The following is a 24,629-nucleotide window of genomic DNA, read 5'->3' as shown; positions in this document are numbered from 1 at the left end:
AACATGCGTGTCTTGCTCATGAGTGGGCTCGGCCCCGCCAATCTGAACTCGGGGTACCTGTCGGGGTCGCTGCTCGATCGCGTCCGCGGCCCGCAGGCGACCCGGGTGCTGGAGCTGGCCGGCAAGCCCGACCTGGACGTGAACCAGTTGGCTTTCGACAAGGGCGGCCGCAGGTACGCGCTGCTGCGTCCCCGTCCCGACTCGGTGCCCCACCTGACGTCGGTCACCCTCACCTCCATCCTCGCCTCCAGTGGCCACGAGTTCGAGCGGGTACCGCTGGAGGAGGTGTGGACCTCACAGGTGCGCCCGCCCTCGGGCGACATCGACGTGGTCCTGCTCTCCTCGACGTTCATCTGGAACGACGGGATCGTGGCGACGGCATTGGACTGGATCGCCAAGCACGTCCCGGACACCCCCGTGGTGATGGGCGGCCAGTACACCAACCTGAAGTTCATGCCGGTGATGCGCGACCATCCCGAGGTCTTCGCCGTGGTGCGCGGCGACGCCGAGGAGAGCCTGCCCCGGCTGCTCGATGCCATGCAGGCGGTAGCGCCCCTCGACGGCATCCCCAACCTGGTGTGGCGTGACGGACCGCGGATCAGGATCAATGCCGTCGAGTACGTGGATCTGGAGCGCTTCCCGTCCCCGACGGTCGCCGGCTCCGCGCCGATCGTGCCGTTCGAGTCGATGCGCGGCTGCCCGTTCGACTGCAAGTTCTGTTCGTTCCCGGCCGCCTCGCCGAAGTGGCGGTACAAGTCCGCCGAGAAGATCGTGCACGACTGGGCCGCGTACGGTCGACACAACGACGCCAAGATGATCTCGGCGATGGACTCGACCTTCACCGTTCCACCGACCCGTATGCGCCGGTTGCTGGAGCTGCTGCCGGACGCGGAGACACCGCCCTGGGAGGGCTTCAGCCGGGCCAACACGATCAACTCCCCGGAACTGGTGGAGAACCTGACCCGGTCGCGGTGCCGCCAGCTGCACATCGGCTTCGAGTCGATGAACGACGAGACGCTCAAGCGGATGAGCAAGCGGGTGAGCGTGAAACAGAACCGGCGCGCCGGTGAGCTGCTCAGCCAGAGCGACATCGGCTACTACGTCTTCTTCATCGTCGGCTACCCCGGCGAGACGCCCGAGGCGTTCGCCCACACCAGCGACTTCCTGGTCGACGAGTACGTGGGTCACTTCGCGCTCAGCAAGTTCTCGATCACCGACGAGACGATGCCACTCTGGCAGGACCGTGAGGAGTTGCAGATCGTCTCGCACGACCCTACCGATCCCACGGCCGCCTGGTCGCATATCGGAATGGACAGCGCCGAGGCCACCCGGCTGCAGAAGGAAACCCTCGACCGGGTGCGGCACGGCAGCGAGACGGCTGTCCTGCACCTGTGGCAGCACGCCTTCCAGCACTGGCTCATGCCGCACCGCGACCGGCTCACCAACATCCGCGCGGAGAAGTGCGTCGAACGGATGGTTATGGCGCCGGTGGACTACCCCGACGCCGGCCAGGCAGCCGCGGTCGTCAACGGTGAACTCGACAAACTGCACGCGCTCGGGATCGAGCGTGCAGACGATTCTCGGACCCTGTGCCGCGAGGCCATATAGAGTCACGAAAAGCAGTGGGCGCCGGCGACCGCCGGCGCCCACTGCTTTTCGTGGTCGCGGCAACCCCAGAAATCCTCCAGACGGTGTCCAGAGGGAAGGCAGCAACCGCACCGAGAATAGAGACGGACGTGGATCGAAGACGGAATCCGCGCCCGACCTGTTCGCCATCAGGAAGGTCGGTCTCGATGTCCTCCCAGCTATTCGGTGTGCCCGACGAATTCGACGTCATCGTCATCGGCGGCGGCCCGGCCGGTGCGACCACGGCGGGTCTGCTCGCCAAATCCGGCCGCAGCGTCCTGGTCCTCGACCGCGAGCGGTTCCCCCGCTACCACGTCGGCGAGTCCCTGATCCCCGCCTTCATGCGCCCGATGCAGGAGCTCGGGCTGACCGAGCGGATGGACGCGCGCGGCTTCGAGCGCAAGTACGGGGGCAGCCTCATCTGGGGCAACGAGCAGGTGCCGTGGCAGTTCTCGTTCATCGAGGGCGGGCACGAGTACGCCTACCACACGCGCCGGGCCGACCTCGACGCGCTCATCCTCGACCGGGCCCGTGAGCTCGGCGCCTTTGTCGTCGAGGACGCCACCGTGCGCGAGACCATCGACGTCGACGGTCGGGTCACCGGCGTCCGGTACGCGCTGCGCGGCACCGACGGGCTCTGTGAGGCCCGGGCGCAGCTGGTCGTCGACGCCTCCGGGCAGGCGCGGGTCATCGGCCGGCGTCGGACCGGGGTCAAGTGGCACGACGAACTGCGCAACGTCGCGGTCTGGACCTACTTCGACAACTGTGAGCGGCTGCCCGGCGACGAATACACCAACATCCTCATCGAGGGCCTCGACGAGGGCTGGTTCTGGGGCATCCCGATCGACAAAGGCACGATCAGCGTCGGGTACGTGACCCGCGCCTCGCTGGTGGGCGAGGGCGACCAGAAGCTTGAGCAGATATTCCGCGAGCAGTGCGAGCGCACCACGAAGCTGAAGAAGATGCTCGCCCCCGGCCGGCGCTCGGCGGGATTCCGGACGGCCCGCGACTGGTCGTACCACAGCGACCGTTTCTACGGCGACGGATGGGTGCTCGTCGGCGACGCCGCAGCCTTCGTCGACCCTCTCTTCTCGACCGGTGTCGCGCTCGCGACGCTTGCTGGCAGCACGCTCGCGAAGATCCTCCACCAGGTCATCGAGCATCCCGAGATCGAAGAGAAGGCACTCGACCGGTACGCGACCGCATATTCTGGTTTCTTCGACGAAATCAGATCGTTCGTGGAGCGTTTCTACGACCGCAGCAAGTACAAGGAGTTCTATCACAGCCTGGCCCAGGAAATGGTCGACCCCGAGCACAAGAACAAGCCTTCGGCTGACTTCGTCACGCTGATCTCGGGCATGAGCGGCAAGCATCCCCTGTTCCACATCGATCTCAGCGACCTGATCGCCGTCGCCAGCGAAACGGCACGATGACCAGCACCCAGGCGCAGCTTCTCTTCGTCGACCTCGCGCTGATCCTGCTGCTCGCCCAGGGGCTCGGCCGGCTGGCCGTCCTGGTACGCCAACCGCCGGTTGTGGGCGAGATCCTCGCGGGCATCCTGCTCGGCCCCACCCTGTTCGGGGGTCGGCTGTCGGCCGTGCTCTTTCCCGACGGCATCCGGTCGCTGTTGGCGGCGATGGCGGGCCTGGGTGTGCTGTTGTTCATGTTCGGCGTCGGGGTGGAGGTCGAGCACCACGTCCTGCGGGGCCGGGCCAGGGCCACGACGTTGTGCGCCCTGGGCTCGATGGTCGTGCCGTTCGTGCTCGGCATCGGCCTCGCCCTGTCCGTCCTGTCCAGCCACCGCACGGCCGATCGGCTCGGCTATGTGATCTTCGTCGGCCTGGCCGTCTCGGTCACGGCCTTTCCCGTGCTGGCCCGCATCCTCAGCGACCGGGGGCTGGCGGCGACGGCCCTCGGCGGGATGGCGCTCGCCGTGGCCGCGATCGTCGACGTGGCCGCCTGGACCGGGCTCGCGGGGGTGCAGGCGTTGGTCGGCGGCGCGGGCCAGCACTGGCGCGTCTCGCTGATCGTGCCGTTCGCCGCCTTCCTGGCGTTCGTCGTCCGCCCGCTGGCCCGCCGCTACCTGGTGGCGTCCGCGCCGGACGACGACACCGAGCGGGAGCTGTCGCCGGTGCGCTTCGGGGTGGTGGCGATCGGCGCGCTGCTGAGCGGAGCGGCCACCGAGGTGATGGGTCTGCACTACCTGTTCGGTGCGTTCATGTTCGGTCTGGTCATACCCCGGCAGGGGGGCCGGGGACTGCGTGACGGCCTGCTGCGCCACCTCGGGCGGATCACCGGGCTGCTGCTGCCGGTCTACTTCGTCGTGGCCGGCCTGGCGGTTGACCTGAGCGACTTCGGCACCACCCAGCTCGCCGAGCTGAGCGCGATCCTGATCGTCGCCGTGGCCGGCAAGTTCGCCGGCGCCTACCTCGGCGCACGCTCCCAACGCCTGGCCGTGCGCCCGTCCGCGGCACTGGCGGTGCTCATGAACACCCGCGGCCTGACCGAACTGATCATCCTTGGCGTCGGGCTCCAACTCGGTCTGCTCGACGACGGCCTCTACTCGCTGATGGTGGTGATGGCGCTGGTCACCACGGCGATGACCGGGCCGCTCCTGGCCCTGGTCTACCGCAGGCCCGTCGAACTCAGCGCCGGGATGCCGACCGCATCCGCACCCCCGCCGTTGTCCCGAGCGGCCGGCCACACCGGCTGACCGAAGTCCACCCCAGACCGGAGGAACGCACCGATGCAGAAGCACACCGCAGGCAGGCGAGACACCTACGACGTGGCCATCCTGGGTGCAGGCATGGCCGGAGGCATGCTCGGTGCGGTGCTTGCCCGCCACGGGGTACGGGTCCTGCTGATCGACGCGGGCGTCCATCCCCGGTTCGCCGTGGGAGAGTCGACGATCCCCTACACCTCCGGCATGACCCGGCTGATCGCGCAGCGGTACGACCTGCCCGAACTCAAGGCGCTGTCCAGCTTCAAGGGCATCCAGAACAAGGTCTCACGGTACTGCGGACAGAAGCAGAACTTCGGCTTCGTCTACCACCGGGAAGGGCAGCCGCAGGATCCCTCGGAAATCAACCAACTGGTCGTCCCGTCGGCGATCCGGACCGAGACGCACCTGTTCCGGCAGGATGTCGACTCGTACCTGTTCAACCTGGCGGTCGCCAAGGGCGCGACACCCCGCCTGGGCACCCGGATCGAGAGGATCGAGATCGACCCGGACAGCGGGGCCGTGCTGCACAGCACCACCGGCGACGAGTTCCGGGCGAGCTACATCGTCGACGGCAGCGGCTTCCGGTCACCGCTCGCCGACGCCTTCAACCTCCGCGAGACGCCGACGCGGGCCCGTACCCACAGCCGGACGATCTTCACGCACATGGTCGGCGTGACACCGTTCGACGATTCTCCGGCGGCACGGCAGCACAAGAACCCCAGCCCCTGGCACCACGGCACCCTGCACCACGTCTTCGACGGCGGGTGGCTCTGGGTGATCCCCTTCGACAACCACCCGAGCTCACTCAACCCGCTGTGCAGCGTCGGTCTGACACTGGACCCCCGGATGTATCCCAGGGACGGCCGGTCGGGGCAGGAGGAGTTCGACGACTTCCTGGCGCGCTTCCCGGAGATCGCCCACCAGTTCCGCGGCGCGGCCGCCGTACGACCCTGGGTGAGCACCGGACGGTTGCAGTACTCGGCCAAGCAGGTCGTCGGCGACCGGTTCTGCCTCACCTCGCACGCGGCCGGTTTCATCGACGCCCTGTACTCGCGCGGCCTGACCAACACCATGGAACTGGTCAACGCCCTGGCCTGGCGGTTGATCGCGGCCACCCGGGACGGCGACTGGTCGACCGAGCGCTTCGCCTACCTGGAGGCGCTCCAGCAGGGCCTGTTCGACTTCCACGACGACCTGGTCTACGCCTCCTTCGTCGGATTCCGCGACTACGAGTTGTGGAACGCCGTCAACCGCACCTGGATGCTCGGCACGATGCTCGGCAACGTCATGCTCGAGGACGCGTACTACCGCTATCTGCGTACCGGCGACGAAGGGGTCTTTCTCGACCTGGAGAACAGCGACAGCCCCGGCTCGCCGCTGCCGGTCAGCGCGGGCTTTAACCGGATGGGCGTCCTCGCCCGTGAGCTGTGCGAGGCCGTCGAGCGGGGCACCACCAAGCCGGGTGAGGCAGCCGCCGCGATCCTCGGCCACATCGGCGCCGCCGACTTCATCGCACCCTCCTTCGCCTTCGGCGAACGCGACACCCGCTGCTTCAACATGACACCCGTCAAGATGGCGCGCAACGCGGTGTGGTGCCGGCGGGAGGCACCGCCGGAGATCGGCCCCCGAATGATCAACGCCAGCAGGGGTCTCGTCCGGATGCGTCTGCGCGGTGGCGAGTAGCGCACCCCCGGCACGGCCGACCCGCAGCAATGGAGGCATCGTATGAACGCACCCCGGCCCTCGGGTGACGAGGCCCCGCTGGCCGTCGTAGGCATGGCCGGCCGGTTCCCCGGCGCATCCGACATCGACAGTCTGTGGACGCTGCTGATCGACGGCGCCGACGCCATCGGCCCGGTGCCGGCGCGGCGGTGGGACGCCAGTGCCGCCCTCGACCCCGAGCGCGCCGTTCAGACCGTCGGTGGCTTCATCGACGGTGTGGAGCAGTTCGACGCGGCCTTCTTCGGCGTCTCGCCGCGGGAGGCGGCCGCCATCGACCCGCAGCAGCGCCTGCTGTTGGAGATCGCCTGGCGGGTCCTCGAGGACGCCGGCACGCCGGCCGCGAGCCTCGCCGGATCGCGCACCGGGGTCTACGTCGGCGCATCCTGGCACGACTACGAACTGGTACGCCGCCGCAGTAGCGCGTCGCCGACCCCGCACAGCCTGGTCGGCAACGCGTTGGACGTGATCGCCGCCCGGGTGTCGTACTTCCTGAAGCTGCGTGGGCCGAGCATGACCGTCGAGACCGGCTGCTCCTCGTCGCTGGTGGCGCTGCACCTGGCCGGGCAGGCGCTGCGCGCGGGCGAGATCAGCTCGGCGCTGGTCGCCGGGGTCAACCTCATCCTCGATCCGTACGTCACCGTCGGACTCACCCACTTCGGCGCGCTGTCGCCCGACGGCCGCTGTGCCACGTTCTCGGACCGGGCCAACGGCTTCGTACGGGGAGAGGGGGTCGTCGCGCTGTACCTCAAGACCCTCGATCAGGCGCTTGCCGACGGTGACCGGATCCACGGGGTCGTCACGCGTACCGTGGTGAACAACGACGGCGGCGGCGAAAGCCTGGTCACGCCCAGCCCGCAGGGGCAGGAGGATCTCATCCGGCGGGCCTACGGCCTCAGCGACACATCCGCCGGGCTCGCGCCGTTCTACGTGGAGGCACACGGTACGGGCACCGACCGGGGAGATCCGATCGAGGTCGGCAACCTCGGCCGGCTGCTGGGCAGACCGGACGCCGAACCCCTGCACGTCGGCTCGATCAAGACGAACATCGGTCATCTTGAGGCGTGCGCCGGGCTCGCCGGGCTGATCAAGCTGTTGCTCGTACTACGGCACCGGGTCGTGCCCCCGAGTCTGCACTCCGAGCGCCTCAACCCGGCGATCCCCTTCACCGAGCTCGGTGTGCACGTGGTGCGCGAGCCGTTGCCCCTGCCCACCGGTCCGGTCCGGCTGGGCGTGAGTTCCTTCGGCTGGGGCGGCACCAACGCCCACGTGGTGGTGCAGGACCCACCCCCGGTCCGGCCGGGCGACACCCCCGCGCCGGACACCCGGGTGGCCGACGGGTTGCCCCTGGTGACGGTGCTGTCCGCGAAGGACTGGCCGTCGCTGACCCGCAGGGCCGCGGAACTCGCCGCAGCCCTGCCGGCGAGCACCGAGGAACTGCGGCGGACGGCCGGCACCCTGGCCTGGCGACGCGACCACTTCGACGTCCGGGCCGCACTGGTCGGCGACCGGCCGGAGACGCTGCGTGCCAACCTGGCTGCGCTCGCCACCCGAGCGGAGGACGCCCAGGACGACCCCGGCCTGGTCACCGGCCGCCCGGTCGAGCGGGGCAGGATCGCCTTCGTCTATCCCGGCCAGGGCGCGCAGTGGGACGGCATGGGCCGTGAGCTGTACCGGGACAGCCCGGTCTTCCGCGACACCGTCGACCGGTGCGCCGCGGCCCTGCACCCGCACACCGGCTGGGACCTGCGGGACGTGTTCGCTCCGGGCGGCGACGCGGCCTGGATGGAGCGGCTCGACATGCTCCAGCCGGTCCTGTGGGCGACCGCCCTCGGTCTCACCGAGCTGTGGCGCTCCTGCGGCGTGCAGCCGGACGTGGTGGTCGGCCACAGCCAGGGTGAGGTAGTGGCGGCCACGGTCACGGGCGCGTTGACCGTCGAGGACGGGGCACTGGTCGTGGCCCGTCGCAGCCGGATCGCGGCCCGCACCTGCGGCCGGGGTCGGATGCTCATGGTCGACCTCGACCTGCAGTCCGCGTACGCCGCGCTGGACGGCTTCGAGGGCAGCGTCTCGCTGGCCGCGCACAACGGCCCCACCTCGTGCGTGTTCTCCGGCGACACGGAGTCGGTGCTGGTGCTCAAGGAACTGCTGGAGGCGGAGGGCACGTACTGCCGCCTGGTCAACGTCGACTACGCCTCGCACAGCCCGCAGATGGATGAGCTCCGGGCGGACCTGCTGGACGCGCTGGACGGGGTCCGGCCGCGTCAGGGGCGCGCCGCGATGATGTCCACGGTGCGGTCGGCGCCGGTGTCCGGCCCCGAACTGGACGCGAGTTACTGGGTGGACAACCTGCGCCAGCCGGTGATGTTCGCGGACGCCGTTGGCGACCTGCTCGACGACGGTGTCACGCACATCGTCGAGATCAGCCCGCACCCGATCCTGACCACCCCGATCAAGCGGGTCGCCGCGCGGCGGGACCGGACCCCGGCCGTCCTGTCGACGCTGCGGCGCGGTCAGGGTGCCACCGATGACGTCGCGGCGGCCATGGCGGCCGCCTATGTCGCGGGCCTCGAGCCGTTCGGCGGTCTGTCCGGTGCGGATGTGCGACCCGTTCCCGGCTACCCGTTGCGGGCGGAACCGTACTGGCCTGTGGAGGTACCTGGTGGCCGCGCCGGTGCCCAGGGCTTCGCGGCACCACTGCGGCCTGCCCCGGACGATCCGCACAGCTGGAACGCCCTGTTCACGCTCTCCTCGACAGGCGTGCCGTGGCTCGCCGATCACCAGGTGCACGGCGTGGCGGTCCTGCCGGGTGCCGCCGTGCTGACGATCCTGCTGGCCTCCGCCTGGCAGCGGTGGGAGGCGGCGCCGGGCCGGATCAGAGGGGTGGAGTTCCGCGGCGCGGTGGCGCTCGGTGAGACGCCCGTCGAAGTCGCTGTCCGCTGGCGCGACTGCACGCGCGGAGCCTGGTTCCGGCTGACCGCGCTGCCGCCGGACGGCACGGCCTGGGAGGAGAAGGCCACCGCTCAGGTCGATCGGGGTCACAAGCCGTACCTCGCGCCGTCCTTCCCCGACGACCTCGCGGAGCCGGACCCGGACGTCGCCGCCGACTTCTACCGGCGCTGGCACGGGCGCGGCCTGCAGTACGGTCCGGCGCTGCGCGGCATCCGCCGGCTCGCGGCAGCTGACGGGCGGGCCCTGGGCGAGGTCGTGCTCGCCGAGCGGTTGCGTGGCATCCCGCTGCGGGGGGCGCCGCATCCGGCCCTGCTCGATGCCGCGCTGCAGGTGGCACTGGCGGCCTGCGAGCAGGACTGCGACACCGCGATGGTGCCGGTCGCCGTCGACACGGTCGAGATCCTGAACGCACCGGCGGACGGGCCGGACAAGCTCTGGTCGTACGCTGAGAGGCGCGGTGTGACCCACGCCGACGTCACGATCTTCGACGGGTCGCGGCACCCGGTGATGGTCCTGCGCGGCGTGCACTTCACCCCGCTGCCGGAACCCGGCGGGAATGCGAACGACCTCCGTCGCTACCACGTCGCCTGGACCGAGCTGGATGACGTCGACGCGGAACCCCGTGCGGGACGCTGGGCGATCTGCGCCGGGTCGGCCCCGTCCACCACCGCCACCGCCCTCGCCGAGGCGATGGTGGCGCGCAGTGTCGAGGTGGTGCGGCACGACCTCGACGACCGGGTGCCGGACGACCTCGACGGCGTCGTCTTCCTCGCGCCGCCCGCCTGTTCGGGGCCGGGCGCGCAGGAGCGCGGCCTCACCGAACTGGCCCGCCTGGCCGCAGCCTGCACCGCATCGGGAGTGTCGCCGCGGCTCACGGTGGTGACGGTCGGCGCGCAGGCCGTGACCGCCGCTGACGTCCCGGACCCCGCCGCCGCGCTCTACTGGGGCTTCACCCGGGTGCTGCGCCGCGAACAGGGCGAACTCGAAGCCCGACTCGTCGACGTCGACCCGGCCGATCCGGCCCCCGCGATGCGGACCGCGACCGAGGTGCTCGCGCCGTCGGCCGAGGATCAGGTGGCGCTCCGGGGCGGACGGCGTCTCGGGATGAGGCTCACGCCCGGACCGCCGCCGACCGTGCCCGCGCTGCCCCCGGCCGGCACCCCACCGCAGCCCTTCCGGGGTGCCGTGGCCGCTGGCGGACGACAGCTGGTCTGGGTGCCGGACAACCGACGTCAGTGCGGGCCGGGCGAGGTGACGGTGGCGGTGACCGCCGCGGCGGTCGACGACCACGACGAGGCCCGCCTCAGAGGTGCCGTCACCGGCACGCCGGACACGGCGCTCGGCACCTCATGTGCGGGTGTCGTCACAGCCGTCGGACCGGACATCGTCGATGTCGCCGTGGGGGACCGGGTGGTCGCCTGCACACTGGGTGCGCTGGCCGCCGAGGTCACTGTCCGCGCCGACCACACCCGGCCGGTGCCCGCCGTGCTGAGCGACGCCGAGGCGGCCGTCCTGCCGCTGGTGCTCACGACGGCCTGGCACGCCCTGGTCCGTCTCGGGGGCGTGGAGGCCGGCGACACCGTGCTCATCCACGCGGGCACCGACGGCGCGACCATCGTCGGGGTGGCGCTGGCCTGCCTGCGCGGCGCCCAGGTGGTGGCCACCGTGGGCGACACCGCCGTCGGTGAGCTGGCGAAGGCGGCCGGTGCCGACCACGTCGTGGATACCCGCGACCCCGACTGGGTCCGGGCGGTGCTCACCGCCACCGCGGGGCGCGGCGTCGACATGGTGCTGCACCCGCAGTCCAACCCCGACGTGGAGGTAGAGGAGAGCCTCACACTGCTCGGTGCGGAGGGGCAGGTCGTGGTGCTGGGTACCGGCACCGTGCGGGTGCATCACCCTGACCTGTTGCGTCCCGGCGTGGGCCTGGGCGTCTGCGACGTCCGGCAGCTGCTGCACCGGCACCCCCACCGCTTCGCCCGCACCCTGGAACTGGTGTGGGACCTGCTCGCCGCCGGCCGGCTACCCACTCTGCCGGTGCGGACCATGACGTACGCGCAGGCCGCCCTGACCACGCCGGACCGCAGCCGTGGCGGCGGAGAGCAACTGGCCCTGACCGATCCCGGCACCGTCACCGACGTGACGCCGGTGCCCCTGCCCGACGGCCAGTTCCGGGCCGATGGGAAGTACCTGATCACCGGCGGCCTCGGTGAACTCGGCCTGTCGTTCGCCGAACACCTCGCCGAACGGGGGGCGGGTGCCCTGGTGCTGCTCGGCCGCTCGGCACCGGGCACCGAGGCGGTGCGGCGGATCGAGGGGCTCCGTGCCCAGAACGTGCAGGTCGAGATCATCTCGTGCGACGTCGCCGACGCACGGGCTCTCGACGCGGCACTGGCCGGCGTACGCGAGCGGTTTCTGCCGCTGCGCGGGGTCGTACACGCCGCCGGCGTTCTCGCCGATGCCACCGTGGCGACCCTGTCCGAGCGGCAGGTGCACGCCGCGGTCGCGGTCAAGCTCGACGGCGCGCGCCACCTCGACGCGCTCACCCGCGACGACCCGCTCGACTTCTTCGTCCTCTTTAGTTCCGTGGCCGGGCTGTTCGGCAACCCCGGTCAGGCGGCCTACAGCGCGGCGAACGCCGCCCTGGACGCCTTCGCCGAGGCCCGGCGGCGCTCCGGACGGCCGGCGACGAGCATCCAGTGGGGACCGTTCGCGGGCATCGGGCTCGCCGCCGCCGACCAGGGCCGTGGCGCCCGGCTGGCCAGCCGGGGCATGGCCGGCGTCGAACCCGGATCGGCGTGGGAGATGCTCACCACGCTGCTCGACGAGGACGTGCCGGCCGCCGCCTACGTGGACCTGGAACTGCGCCGGTGGTTCGACGCCTGTCCCGAGACGGCGGCCCTGCCCAGCTGGCGGACCCTGTACGAGCTGTCGCGGCGCGACGGTGCTCCGGCCGTCGCCGACGGCGACTTCCTCGCCCGCCTGCACGGGGCACCGGGCGACGGCCGGTTGCAGTTGGCGGAGGCGAAGGTGCGTGAACTGACCGGTCGGGTGTTGCGCCTGGACCCGGGCACCATCGAGTCGAACGCCGCCTTCAAGTCGTTGGGGCTGGACTCCCTGCTCAGCCTCGAACTGCGCAACCGGCTGGAGTCGGTCTTCGGTCTGCGCCTGTCGCCGACGACTCTCTGGGCGCACAGCTCGACGCACGCCCTGGCCGGCGCCCTCTGCCAGCAACTGACGGCACCGTCCGACCCGGTGCCGGAACCGGCCTGATCCGCGTACCGCTGACACCACACGGAGGACGACGTGACAGCCGAGACCGAATCCGCCGACCGAGGGCCGCTCCGCCGGGCCATGGCCACGATCCGTACTCTGCAGGCACGCCTCGCCGCCCGGGACGAGAACCAGCCCGTGGCGATCGTGGGTGCCGGCCTCCGGCTGCCCGGCGGAATCGTGGACCTCGCCGGCTACTGGGACGCGCTCGCGCAGGGACGCGACCTGGTGCGCCCGATGCCCCTGTCCCGCCGGAGCCGCTTCGCCGCCGACTGGGAGACACTGCCGCGGCGCGGCGCCTTCCTCGACGACGTGCTCGGGTTCGACGCGGGCTTCTTCGGTCTGAGCCCTCGGGAGGCCCGGCACCTCGACCCGCAGCACCGCCTGCTCATGGAGGTCGCGTGGGAGGCGATGGAGGACGCGGCACTGCCCGCCGACCGGCTCGGCACCCTGCGTGGCGGCCTCTACCTGGGCATCATGTGGCAGGACTACCGCGACTGGCAGGCCGGCGAGCCGGACTCGTTCTGGACCACGGGCAACGGACACAACTTCGCGGCCGGACGCATCGCCTACACGCTGGGGCTGACCGGGCCCACGCTGGCGGTCGACACGGCCTGCTCCTCGTCGCTGGTCGCCCTGCACCTGGCGATGCAGGGCCTGCGGCGCGGTGAGTGTGACGTAGCCCTGGCGGGCGGGGTGAACCTCATCCTGTCGCCGCAGTCGATGCGGCTGGTGCTCGAGACCCGGTCGCTGGCGCCGGACGGCCGCTGTAAGACCTTCGACGCCGCCGCGAACGGTTTCACCCGCGGCGAGGGCTGCGGCGTGGTGGTGCTCAAGCCGCTCGACGCGGCGCTGCGCGACGGTGACCGCGTCCACGCGGTCATCCACGGCTCGGCGGTCAACCAGGACGGCCGGTCGGGTGGCTTCACGGTGCCCAACGTGCTCTCACAGGTGCGACTCATCGAGGACGCGCTGGCCGACGCGCGGCTCACCCCGGCCGACATCGGCTACGTCGAGACGCACGGCACCGGCACCGCGCTCGGCGATCCGATCGAGATGGAGGCCCTCGCCGTCGCGCTCGGACGCCGTAACGCCGGGGCACCGTTGCCGGTCGGTGCCGGCAAGAGCAACCTCGGCCACCTCGAGTCGGCGGCTGGTGTCGCGGGGCTGCTCAAGGCGGTGCTCAGCCTGCGACACCGGATGATCCCGCCGGTCGTGCACTTCCGCACACTCAATCCGCGGATCGATCTGGCGGACACCGGGATCGTAGTGCCCACCCAACTCACCGGGTGGGTGCCCGAGGCGGGCCGTTACGCGGGCGTCAGCTCGTTCGGCATGAGCGGCACCAACGCGCACGTCGTCCTGGGCGCTCCCGCCCCGCCGGACGCCCCGCCGGACGACGCGCCCGCCCCGGCCGGGTTCGAGATCTCGGCGAAGACCGAATCCGCGCTGCGTGACCTCGCCGCCCGGTATGTCGCCCGGCTCGCCACACTGCCCGCTGCGGACTACCCGGCTCTGGTGTCGACCGCGTCGACCGGACGCACCCGGCTCGCGGAACGCGCATGGATCGCCGCGGCGGATCCCGCCGCGGCCGTGGCGGCCCTGCGTGAACTGGCGGCGGGCCGGCCGACCCCCGTGGTCGTGCGGCTCGCCCGCGACGAGCCGTGCCCGCAGGAACCGCCCGCCGTCCGCCGCATCGTCGACCTGCCGTCCTACCCCTGGCAGCGCCAGCGTTACGAACCCGCGACAGCCGCGGATCCCGCTGCGCTGTTCTCCCTCACCTGGCGGCCGGTGGCACCCACCGGGCCGCCCGAGCCGCCGGGCCCGCTCGTGGTGGCCGGCGACGACCCCGGGCTGCTCGGGCTGATCGTCGGCGAGGCGGCGGCCGTCGGTGTCGTCGGCACCGTGCTCGGCCCGCTGGCGCAGGCCGCGCCGCCCGGCTGGGAGACGGGCGATCTGCCCACCGCACGCGGCGGCTGGGACGACTTCTGGTCGGCGCGGCCCGGCGCCACGACAATCCTGGTGCCCGCGGCCGCGCCGATGGAGCAGGCCGCGTCCACCGGTGCCGCCCGGTGCGCCGCAGTGGTCGCGGCCGTCGGTGCGGTGACGGCACACCGACGGGGCCTGACCTGGGTCGTCACCCGCGCCGCCCGCGACACCGGGGACGGCGATCGCCCCGAGGCCACCGACCACGGCCTGCTGCAGGGCCTGGCACCGGCTCTGGGCCTGGAATACCCGGGCGGTTGGGGTGGCATCGTCGACCTGCCGGCCGAGCCGCAGGCAGCCGACGTACGCGCGATGCTCGCCCTGCTCGCCGACGGTAGCCTGCCGGAGCAGGCCGCCGTGCGGGCCGGGACGGTGCTGACCGCGCGGCTGACCCGGGCGCCTGCCGCCGATCAGCACGGGGTGACGCAGTTGCGCCCGGACGCCACATACGTCGTCACCGGAGGGCTCGGCGCGGTGGGCAGGCAGTTGGTCGCCGAACTGGTGGCCCGCGGTGCCCGGCACCTGCTGATCATCGGCAGGCGTCCCCGCACCTCGCTGCCCGGGGCCGCCGTCGACGCTCTCGACGGCCTGGCCGCGCTGGGCGTCGATGCCCGGTACAGCGGCGACGGCTGCGACACCGCCGAGAACCTGGCGCTCGCCTGCGCGCCGCTCGACGCGATGCCGCCGGTACGCGGTGTGCTGCACCTCGCGGGGACGGTGACCGCCGCCGGACCCGCAGAGCTGGACGCCGGGGCGTTCGCTGCCGTCGCCGTCGCCAAGGCCGGTGGCGGCTGGCTCCTGCACCGGGCCGCCGATGCGTGGCCGCTCGACTTCTTCGTGCTCGCCTCGTCCGTGTCGGCGCTCTGGGGCGCGAAGGGCCACGCCGCCTACGCGGCCGCGAACGGCGCGCTCGACCTGCTCGCGGCCTACCGCCGGGGACGTGGTCTGCCGGCGACCAGTCTGGCGTACGGGCCGTGGGCACTCGACGGTGACGGCATGGCCGACGCCGCCACCCTGGAACGATCCGAACGTACCGGCATCGGTGCGATGGCACCGGCCGAGGCACGGGCCGTCCTGACCGCCGCCCTGTCCGACACCACCGGTTACCTGGCCGCCTGCCGGGTCGATGTGCATCGCCTCGCCCGCATTCTGCCCCGGCAGCGCACCGGCCTGCTCGCGGACCTGGTCGACGGCGACGTGGCACCCGTGCGCCCCGACCAGACCGGGGCGGAGCCCCGGACGCCGAAGGTCGGCGGGGTGGCGAAAGGAGTGCCCGACGGGGCGGCGTCGCCCCGGACACCCGAGGACGCCGAGGCGGTGCGGGGCACCGTCGCACGCCTGCTCGCCGTGCAGCTCGGATACGACGGTGCCGCCGACATCCGCCCGACCGTGGGCTTCGCCGACCTCGGCCTCGACTCGATCAACGCGGTGGACCTCGCCGAGCAGCTCACCGCGGTACTGGGGCGCCCGGTCGACGTGACCCAGCTCTTCGACCATCCCAGCGTCGCGGAGCTGACGGCGTTCCTGACCGGCAGTGGCCGCCCGGCGACATCCGCGACCCCCGCCCGGCCGGCACCCGCCGCCCCGCCGGCGGCCGTCGACCCGGTGGTGGGAATGTCCACGGGCGTCGCCGAGCCGGTCGCGATCGTGGGCATGGCCTGCCGTTTCCCGCACGCGGACTCCGCCGAACAACTCTGGGAGCTCCTCAGCGCAGGCATCGACGCGGTCGGTGGCGTCCCCGACGACCGCTGGGGCAGCGCCGTGCTGCGCAGCGGGCGGGTCACCACCGACCAGGGCGGCTACCTCAGCGGCATCGACCTGTTCGACGCCGATTTCTTCGCCGTGCCGGCCCGTGAGGCGCGCAGCATGGACCCGCAGCAGCGACTGCTGATGGAGACGGCGTGGCACGCGTTGGAGGACGCCGGCATCGACCCTTCGACGCTGCGGGACACCGCGACCGGTGTCTTCGTCGGTGTCAGCTACGCCGACTACGCCCGGCTGCTCGCCCAGGGCGGCCCCGCCGAGGTGGACGCCTACTACGGCACCGGGACGGCGCTCAACGCGGCGGCCGGGCGGCTCGCGTACGCCCTCGGCCTGCACGGCCCGGCGCTCGCGGTGGACTCGGCCTGCTCGTCCTCGCTGGTGGCCACGCACCTGGCGGTGCGGGCACTGCGTAGCGGAGACGCCGACGCGGCACTGGTCGGCGGCGTCAACATCCTGCTCGACCCGACGTCGTCGGTGGCCGTGAGCCAGGCACACATGCTCTCGGTGGACGGCCGCTGCCGCACCTTCGACGCTGCGGCCGACGGGTTCGTCCGCGCGGAGGGGTGCGGAGTCCTCGTGCTCAAGCGCCTCGCGGACGCCCGCCGCGACGGCGACGACGTGCTCGCCGTGATCCGGGGAAGTGCGGTGAACTCCGACGGCGCCTCTTCGGGCCTCACCGTTCCCAACGGCAGCGCCCAGGAGCGGCTGCTCGCCGCTGCCCTGGCCGACGCCGGGACACCCGGCAACGCCGTGTCCTACCTGGAGGCGCACGGCACCGGGACGCGACTGGGCGACCCGATCGAGATCGCCGCCGCCTGGCGGGCGTTCGGCCCCGACCGCGCCGAGGACGAGCCGCTGCACGTCGGCTCGATCAAGAGCAACATCGGGCACTGCGAGTCCGCGGCGGGGATGGCGGGGATCGTGAAGGTGCTTCTCGCCCTGCGGCACGGGAGGATCCCGGCGAACCTGCACTTCCGGACGCCGAACCCGCACGTGGACTGGGCCGGTGCGAACATCCGGGTGGTGGCTGCCGAGACGCCGTGGCCGCGCGGGTCGGCCCCCCGGGTGGCCGGTGTCTCGGGTTTCGGGTTCACCGGGACCAACGCACACCTGGTGCTGGCCGACCCCGACGAGCCGCCGACGGTGGCACTCAGGCCGGGCGGGCCCTGTGTGGTGACCGTCTCGGCACCCGACCCTGACGGTCTGGCCCGTGCGACCGCGGTGTGGCGCGAACGGCTCGCCGGTGCCGCCGACGACGAGGTGGCCACGCTGGCAGCGACGAGTGGCCGGGGCCGCGCACACTTCCGGTACCGCCGGGCGGCGGTCGGACGCACCGGTGCAGACCTCGCCAGGGGGCTCTCGGACGCCGAGCCGGTCGGCGGCTCGGCCGAACCGCCACGTGTCGCGTTCCTCTTCACCGGCCAGGGCAGCCAGTACTTCGGGATGGGGCGCGAACTCTACGAGACCGAGCCTGTCTTCCGCGACGCGTTCGACCGCTGCGACACCCTGTTGCGCCCGCGACTGGGTGCGAGTCTCACCGAACTGACGTTCGCCGGGACGGACGCGGCGGTGATGCACCAGACGCGGGTGACCCAGCCCGCGCTGGTCGCCCTGGCCGTGTCGCTGGTGGAGATGTGGCGGCACTGGGGCGTGCGGCCGGTGGCCGTCCTCGGGCACAGCGTCGGGGAGATCGCGGCGGCGGTCTGCGCGGGGGTGCTCGACCTACCCGACGCCTGCGCGTTCGTGTCGCGGCGGGCGGCGCTGATGCAGGACACCGAGCCCGGTCGGATGATCTCGGTGGCCGCGTCGGAGAAGTGGGTCGAGGAGTGGATCCAGCACACCGACGCGGATCTGGCGGCGGTCAACGGCCCGGAGTCGACGGTGGTCGCGGGTACCACCGAGGCGATCGAGGCACTCGTCGTACGCCTGACCGCCGAGGGCGTCCGGCACCGGCCGCTGACCACCTCGCGCGCCTTCCACTCCCGGCTGATGGACCCGGTCCTCGACCGGCTCCGTGACGAACTCACCGGCCTGACCACGATGCCCGGGGAGCTGCCGCTGGTGGCCAACCTGACCGGGCGTACCGGCACCGTCATGGACGCGGAGTACTGGTGCGAACAGGTGCGCCGGCCGGTTCGCTTCCACGACGGTCTGGTACGCCTGAATGAGCTCGGCGTCGATGTCCTGCTCGAGATCGGCCCCGACCGTACGCTCACGAACCTCGCCGGTACCGCCGGGCTGGTCCCCGCTGGCGGTGCCCTGTCCTCCCTGCGCCGCGCGGTGCCGGCGCGGACCGCCATGCTGACCGCAGCGGCCGCACTCTACCGGGCCGGACAGCAGCTCGACTGGGACCGCATCCATCCGCGGACCCCGAAACGGTCCACCGCGCCACGCTATCCCTTCGCGCGGACGTCCTTCTGGGCGCAGCCCCGGCCCCGGCCCACCGCCGACGAGCCGGCGGGCAGCGTGACCGCACCTCCGTGGGGCGCCGAACTGCGCTCACCCGCCCTGCTTGGCCGGGTGTTCGCAAGCCACCGCAGCACAGGCTATCCCGCCCACCTGACCGACCACCGGCTCTTCGGGACGGTCTCGGTGCCGGGCGCCTCCCAACTGGCCACCGTGCTGTCCGCGCTCGCCACCGGCGGGGACACCGTACGGCTGCACGACGTGCACTTCCCCCGGGCGCTCGTCCTGCACGACGGCGAGCGGTACGAGCAGCAGGTGATCGAGTCGTCGGGGCCGGATGGCCGCCGGGTCAGCGTGCAGAGCCTGGTCGACGAGGAGGCCGGCCGGTGGCAGGAACACCTGGTCGCCCGGGTGTCCGCCGCGCCGCCGGCCGAGGGTGCCACCGGTGGACCACTGCCGGACGGGTTGCGGGAGAACCCCGGACGGGAGTTGACCGGCGGGCAGTTCTATCGTCACCTGCGCGTCCTCGGTTACCACCTCGGGCCGTCCTTCCGCTGGATCGACCACATCTGGATCACCGGCGACGAGGCTCTGGTGCGTTTCACCACGCCGGCCGACACGCGGGAGGACCCCGCCGACTACGCCGTACATCCCGGGTTGCTCGACTCCTGCCTGCAGAGCGCCGTCTGCTTCGCGGTGCGCGGCGAGCCGGACGGGGAGGAACCGGGCCTGGCGATCCCCTTTTCGGTGTCGCGTCTCGTGCTGCACGCACGGCCCCCGGCGGACGGGGACCTCTGGGCACACGTCAGAGCACGGTGGGACGACAACGGCACCGGGCTGTTGCAGGTGGGTTCGGCCGACATCCGTCTCACCGACGGCGACGGGCGCACGGTGGTGCTGATCGAGGACTTCCGGTTCCGGCGCGCGCCGCGGGCGCTGGTGGAGGCGTCGCTCAGCGTCCGGGCGGTGGTGAGACGTACCGCCTGGGTGCCGGTGACCGCTGCCGGCCCCCTGCCGGACAGCGTCACGGTGCTGGGTGCGCCGGGGGTCGAGACCGGGCTTCGGCAGGCCGGCCTGCGGGTGGCCGATCGGGCCGCCGAGGCGGCGATGCTGGTGGACGCACGGTTTACCGCTGACCGCTCGGCACCCGTCGACATCGCCGCCGAGGTGGCGCGCACTCTGCAGAGACTGTCACCGGGCTGCGGATACACCTTCCTCGGCCCGGCCATGCCGGCCGGTGCGCCCGTCGTGGAGTCGGTCGCCGGGCTGCTGGCCGGGTTGCGGGCCGAGCAACCGGACCGGCAGGTGCGCCTCGTCGTGCCGTCGGACGGTTGGCGCCCCGAACACCTGACCGCCGCGCTGGCCGCCCCGGTGGAGACGGTCGACGGACCGCTCACTGCCGGGCCGGACGGCGTACGGGCGCGGAACCTGACCGACGTGGAGCTGCCGTCCCCGCCGCCCGCCTGGGATCCGGTGGGCTCCGCACTGATCACCGGCGGCCTCGGTGCCCTGGGTCTCAGCGTCGCCTCGTTCCTCGCCGCGCGCGGCGTGCGACACATCGGTCTGATGGCCCGGTCCGGGCCCGACGCGGCCGCGCGGCGGGTCATCGACGACCTCACCGCGAACGGCACGACCGTCCGGGTGGTCGTCGGGGACGTGACCGACCCGGCGGACTGCCTGCGCGCGGTCGGCGAGGCCGGCCGGGACGTGCCGCTGCGCTTCGTCTTCCATCTCGCCGGCAGCACCGACGACCGGGCCTTCGCCTCGCTGACGCCCGACTCGTTCCGGTCGGTCTTCGCCGCCAAGGCCGAGGGCGCGACCCAGCTTGCCGCCGCCGTCGGCACCGGGCCGCTGACCGCCTTCGTGCTCTTCTCGTCGGCCTCGGCGGTGCTCGGGTCGGCGGGACAGGCCAACTACGCCGCCGCGAACGGCTACCTGGACGGCCTGGCGACGGTGTTGCGAACGGCCGGAATCCCGGCCACGAGCATCGGCTGGGGGCCGTGGAGCACCCGGTACCGCGAAGGGCTGGCCGACACATCTGCGGTGCGGCGCGCGATGCAGGCCCGTGGTCTGCGCGCCCTCACCGACGAACAGGCCTGGCCGGTCCTCGACGCCGTGCTGGCGGGCGGCCCGCAGCGGCTGGTCGTCGTCGGTGGATCCCGGGAGCGGGCACCGTCGCCGGAGCCACTGCCCGAGTCGCCCGGCACACCCGGTCGCGGCTGGCTGCGCGACCGGCTCACGGACGCCGGCGAGCTGCGCGCCGAGATCGGCCGGATGGTGGGCGAGGTGCTCGGTGAGCCGGGACCGATCGAGACCGGCCTGGGGTTCATGGACCTCGGTCTCGACTCGATCATGACAGTTGACCTCCAGCGGCGTCTCTCCCATGCACTCGGCCGGGAGCTTCCGGTCACGGTGGCGCTCGACCACCCGACGGTGGATCGACTCGCCGCGCACCTCGAGGCTCCGACGGCGGCGTCGGAACCGGCCGGCGACCTGGAGCCGGTCAACGGGGACGGCACCGACGAGCTGTCCCTCGACGACCTCGTCCGCGCGGTCCGCGCCGACATCGCGACGGAAGGGTGAGCACATGGACGAACAGGAGATCCGCCGGCTGTTGGCGACGCAGCTGGAGAAGTCGCGCCGGTTGCAGGCACGGATCGGTGAGCTCGAAGCGGCGGCGCGTATCCCGATCGCGGTGCTCGGCATGGGACTGCGCCTACCCGGCGGTGTGACCACGCCGGAGGACTACTGGGAACTGCTGCACCGACCCGGCGACGCGTCCCGCGAGATCCCGGCGGACCGGCCGGGGCTGCGCGCGGTTCACGACCCCGTTCCGGGTCGTCCCGGACGGTCCTACGTGGACCGGGCCGGCTTCCTCGACGACGTGGCGGGTTTTGACGCCGAGTTCTTCGGCATCTCGCAGCGGGAGGCGTCGCTGCTCGACCCCCAGCAGCGGATGCTGCTGGAGGCCGCGTGGGAAGCGCTGGAGCGCGCGGGCATCGCGGTGCGGCGCGCCGACCGGCTCGACGTCGGGGTGTACCTCGGCATCATGGCGTCGGAATACAACGAGCGGTTCGCCGAACGGGGCGACGCCACCCGGGTGGACCCCTACTACACCACCGGCGGTGGCCTCTGCTTCGGCGCCGGCCGGATCAGCTATGTGATGGGCTTCAAGGGGCCTGTGCTCAGTGTCGACACCGCCTGCTCATCCTCGCTGGCGGCGCTGCACCTCGCGGTTCGCGCGCTGCGCTCCGGCGAGTGCCGGTACGCCCTGGTCGGCGGCAGCAACCTGCTGCTGTCGGCCAACCTGATGGTCTCGCTCAGCCAGGCGCGGGCCCTGTCGCCCGGTGGCCGGTCACGGTCGTTTCTCGCCGGCGCCGACGGGTACGGACGCGGCGAGGGCGTCGGCGTGCTGGTCCTGCAACGCCTGGACGACGCCGAGCGGGAGCGGCGCCCGGTCCTGGCCGTGGTCCGTGGCACGGCGATGAACTCCGACGGCGCGTCCTCGGGACTCACCGCGCCGAGTGGCCCGGCGCAGCAGGAGGTCGTGCGGGCCGCACTGCGCGACGCGGGCACCGACCCGGCCGAGTTGGGCTGGGTCGAGGCGCACGGCACCGGCACCGCGCTCGGCGACCCGATCGAGGTGTACGCGCTCGCCGAGGTGTTGGGGGAGGGTATCCGCCGGCGCGGCGTGCCACTGGCGATCGGCAGTGTCAAGGCCCGACTCGGGCACCTCGAGGCCGCCTCGGGGATCGCGGCGGTGATGAAGACCGTGCTGATGTTGCGGCACGGTGAGATCCCGGCGGCCCTGGACCCGCAGGACGGTCCGCTCAACGAGCACGTCGACTGGGACGGCCTGCCGTTCACGGTGCCACGCGCCAACCAGCCGTGGCCGGTCGCCCTGCCGCAGCGCGTGGCCGCGGTCAACTCGTTCGGGATGAGCGGGACGAACGTGCACGCGGTGCTCGCCGCCGGCCCACCGGACCGGGACGCCGCGCCCGACCCCGTCGAGGAGCCGCAGCTGCTCACCCTCTCGGCTCGGACCGCACCGGCGCTGACCGCGCTGGCGCGGTCGGTCGGTGGCCACCTGAACAAGGCGGGACCTGCCGAGGTCCCGTCGATCTGCCACACGCTGCGGTGCGGGCGGGCGACCTTCGCGTACCGGATCGCCGTGGTGGCGTCGACCGGGCCCGAGCTGGCCGCCCGGATCGAGGAGGCGCTGTGGCGACCACTGGCCGCCGTGCCGGCGGCAGGACCGGCGGCGGTGCGGCTGCGCACCGATGACACCGACCCGTCGCGGGCCCTGCTGAGCGCGCTCGGCGTGCGGTTCACGGTCGAGCATGCAACCGGTCCGGCGGAACTCGGGTGGGAGGGGCGGCGCTACCCGCTGGACAGCCGCGAGGCCACCCTGAACGCCCTGGCAGCCCTCTTCGAGGGCGGCGCCGAGCTGCGCTTCGACGCCCTACGTCGGCCCCACGACCGCTACGTGGGTGACCTGCCGACGTATCCGTTCCAGCGACGACGGTTCTGGGTGGACGAGCCGACGCCGGATATCGCGGCACCGGCGGTGCCGGAGCGGCCGGGGGACCTCGCTCCCGGTGTCGGGGACCGTGCAGCCGTGCACCGCTACCTGGCGGAACGGCTGCGGGAGGTGCTCGCGGCGGAGGAACTCGACGAATCCCGGTCCTTGCTGGACAGTGGCGGCGACTCGTTCGCCTCGGTGCTGTTCATCCAGCGGGTGGAGCAGGCCTACGAGGTGGGCGTCCGGCCCGAAGACCTGCCGCTCGACCTGCCGCTCGCCGATTTCCTGGAGCGGCTCGCCGCCGCGGTGTCCCTGCGGGCCACGGACGATTCGCGATGAGCCTCTTCGTGCGGCCCCGAAGGGTGGCCGACCCGGAACTCACCCTCGTGGTCTTCCACCACGCGGGTGGCTCGGCGGCCGGCTACCACCCGCTCACCCGGTGGCTGCCGCAGGCGTGGGAACTGCTGATCCTCGACCTGCCGGGGCGCGGCAAACGGGTGGGGGAACGGCTGCCGGACACACCGGCAGACTTCTACGAACTTCTCCGTGGAGACGTCCTCGACCTGACGCACCGGGGTCCCTACGCGCTCTTCGGCCACAGCCTCGGCGCCATCGTCGCGGTGGAGGTGGCGTACGCGTTGAGTGGGCGTGACACGCCACCGTTGTGGGCGGGCGTCTCCGGCAGGGTGCCACCGGGCCGGTCCGTGTCGGTGCCCGGGATCGCCGCGGACACGCCGGACGACCGGCTGTTGGAAGCGTTGGCGGCGCTCGGCGGGCTGCCCGACGGGCTGGGCGGCGTCCCGGAGTTCCAGCGGCGTTTCCTCGGCCTCCTGCGCTACGACCTACGGGTACTGGCGGCACACCGCCCGGACCCGACGCGTGGGCCCCTGTCGGTCCCGCTGACCGTCTTCGCGGGCACGGACGACCCGCTCACCCCCCTGCCGGAACTCGGCGGTTGGACGGCCGTGACGACCGCGCCGGTCCGGCAGCGACTGTTCAGGGGCGGCCACTTCTACTTCCGGGGGGACGGTTTCCGGGAACTCGGGACGGCGATCACCGCCGAGATCCGCGCGCTTGCGCTGACCGAAGGGAGATGAGCGGTCCGATGAATACCGAGTCGACACCCGCTGGGCGCTACGGCACGCTGGACGAGCCGCCGCCCGTGACCACCGACCTGCGCCTGCTGATGGCAGCGTTCCCGACCGGGGTCAGCGTGGTGACCGCGTTGGGAACACCGGCGGTTCCCAGGGGCATGACCTGCACGTCGCTGTGCAGCGTGTCGCTGGATCCACCGGTGCTGCTGGTCTGCCTGCGCTCGGACAGCCCGACCCGGGAGGCGGTGGCGAGCAGTGGCCGGTTCGCGGTGAACCTGTTGCACGCGCGGGCGCTGCCGGTGGCTCGGTTGTTCGCCTCCGGCCTGGCCGACCGGTTCGACCGCGTCGAGTGGCACCACGGCGGCGGAACAGCCGGGCCGCACCTGCTGGCGGACGCCCACACGGTCGCCGACTGCTCCGTACTGGCGACCCACGTCGTCGGCACGCACACGGTGGTGATGGGCGGGGTCGACCAGGTCACCGCGCTCGGCACCCAGCAGCCGCTGATGTACGGCCTGCGCCGTTACGCCTCCTGGCCCGATGACAGCACGCCCGCCTGAACGTG

At 72.4% G+C, this 24,629-nt stretch carries 9 protein-coding genes; all 9 read left to right on the top strand.

Features of this window, described 5'->3' with window-relative positions; genetic code table 11:
- The first annotated feature begins 3 nt into the window (after positions 1 to 3).
- Positions 4 to 1,608, top strand: coding sequence for a radical SAM protein (locus tag ACN261_RS29930; protein WP_421483037.1), 1,605 nt, complete (start codon positions 4 to 6; stop codon positions 1,606 to 1,608).
- 206 nt (positions 1,609 to 1,814) lie between these two features.
- A complete protein-coding gene (locus ACN261_RS29925; RefSeq protein WP_363656088.1) occupies positions 1,815 to 3,059 on the top strand; it encodes an NAD(P)/FAD-dependent oxidoreductase in 1,245 nt (414 codons plus the stop codon).
- Positions 3,056 to 4,339, top strand: a complete 1,284-nt coding sequence (locus ACN261_RS29920) for a cation:proton antiporter (RefSeq protein ID WP_421483036.1) — start codon at positions 3,056 to 3,058, stop codon at positions 4,337 to 4,339. Before ACN261_RS29925 ends, ACN261_RS29920 begins: the two co-directional genes overlap by 4 nt.
- Positions 4,340 to 4,372: 33 nt before the next feature.
- The gene (locus ACN261_RS29915) at positions 4,373 to 6,031 is read left to right on the top strand and encodes an NAD(P)/FAD-dependent oxidoreductase (protein WP_421483035.1); all 1,659 of its coding nucleotides are present in this window, start codon (positions 4,373 to 4,375) and stop codon (positions 6,029 to 6,031) included.
- 42 nt (positions 6,032 to 6,073) lie between these two features.
- Positions 6,074 to 12,292 (top strand): type I polyketide synthase, encoded by a 6,219-nt coding sequence (locus tag ACN261_RS29910; RefSeq protein WP_425853416.1) that lies wholly within the window; start codon positions 6,074 to 6,076, stop codon positions 12,290 to 12,292.
- Between the two features lie 33 nt (positions 12,293 to 12,325).
- Positions 12,326 to 21,031: an SDR family NAD(P)-dependent oxidoreductase gene (locus ACN261_RS29905; protein WP_425853415.1), complete on the top strand. Its 8,706-nt coding sequence runs from the start codon at positions 12,326 to 12,328 to the stop codon at positions 21,029 to 21,031.
- 4 nt (positions 21,032 to 21,035) lie between these two features.
- Positions 21,036 to 23,309: a beta-ketoacyl synthase N-terminal-like domain-containing protein gene (locus ACN261_RS29900; protein WP_425853414.1), complete on the top strand. Its 2,274-nt coding sequence runs from the start codon at positions 21,036 to 21,038 to the stop codon at positions 23,307 to 23,309.
- Positions 23,306 to 24,067, top strand: a complete 762-nt coding sequence (locus tag ACN261_RS29895) for a thioesterase II family protein (protein WP_363656100.1) — start codon at positions 23,306 to 23,308, stop codon at positions 24,065 to 24,067. The genes ACN261_RS29900 and ACN261_RS29895 overlap by 4 nt, the downstream gene beginning before the upstream one ends.
- Entirely contained in the window at positions 24,064 to 24,624 is a 561-nt protein-coding gene (locus ACN261_RS29890) for a flavin reductase family protein (protein ID WP_363656102.1), read from the top strand. Before ACN261_RS29895 ends, ACN261_RS29890 begins: the two co-directional genes overlap by 4 nt.
- Positions 24,625 to 24,629: the final 5 nt, after the last annotated feature.

It is taken from the genome of Micromonospora sp. WMMD723, from assembly GCF_049863385.1.
Taxonomy (GTDB): Bacteria; Actinomycetota; Actinomycetes; order Mycobacteriales; family Micromonosporaceae; genus Micromonospora; species Micromonospora wenchangensis.
This window is presented reverse-complemented; position numbering and strand designations above follow the sequence as displayed.

Coding starts and splice junctions, on each gene's coding strand:
- ACN261_RS29930 (WP_421483037.1), top strand. CDS start 4: ATGCGTGTCTTGCTCATGAGTGGGCTCGGCCCCGCCAATCTGAACTCG.
- ACN261_RS29920 (WP_421483036.1), top strand. CDS start 3,056: ATGACCAGCACCCAGGCGCAGCTTCTCTTCGTCGACCTCGCGCTGATC.
- ACN261_RS29915 (WP_421483035.1), top strand. CDS start 4,373: ATGCAGAAGCACACCGCAGGCAGGCGAGACACCTACGACGTGGCCATC.
- ACN261_RS29910 (WP_425853416.1), top strand. CDS start 6,074: ATGAACGCACCCCGGCCCTCGGGTGACGAGGCCCCGCTGGCCGTCGTA.
- ACN261_RS29900 (WP_425853414.1), top strand. CDS start 21,036: ATGGACGAACAGGAGATCCGCCGGCTGTTGGCGACGCAGCTGGAGAAG.
- ACN261_RS29895 (WP_363656100.1), top strand. CDS start 23,306: ATGAGCCTCTTCGTGCGGCCCCGAAGGGTGGCCGACCCGGAACTCACC.
- ACN261_RS29890 (WP_363656102.1), top strand. CDS start 24,064: ATGAGCGGTCCGATGAATACCGAGTCGACACCCGCTGGGCGCTACGGC.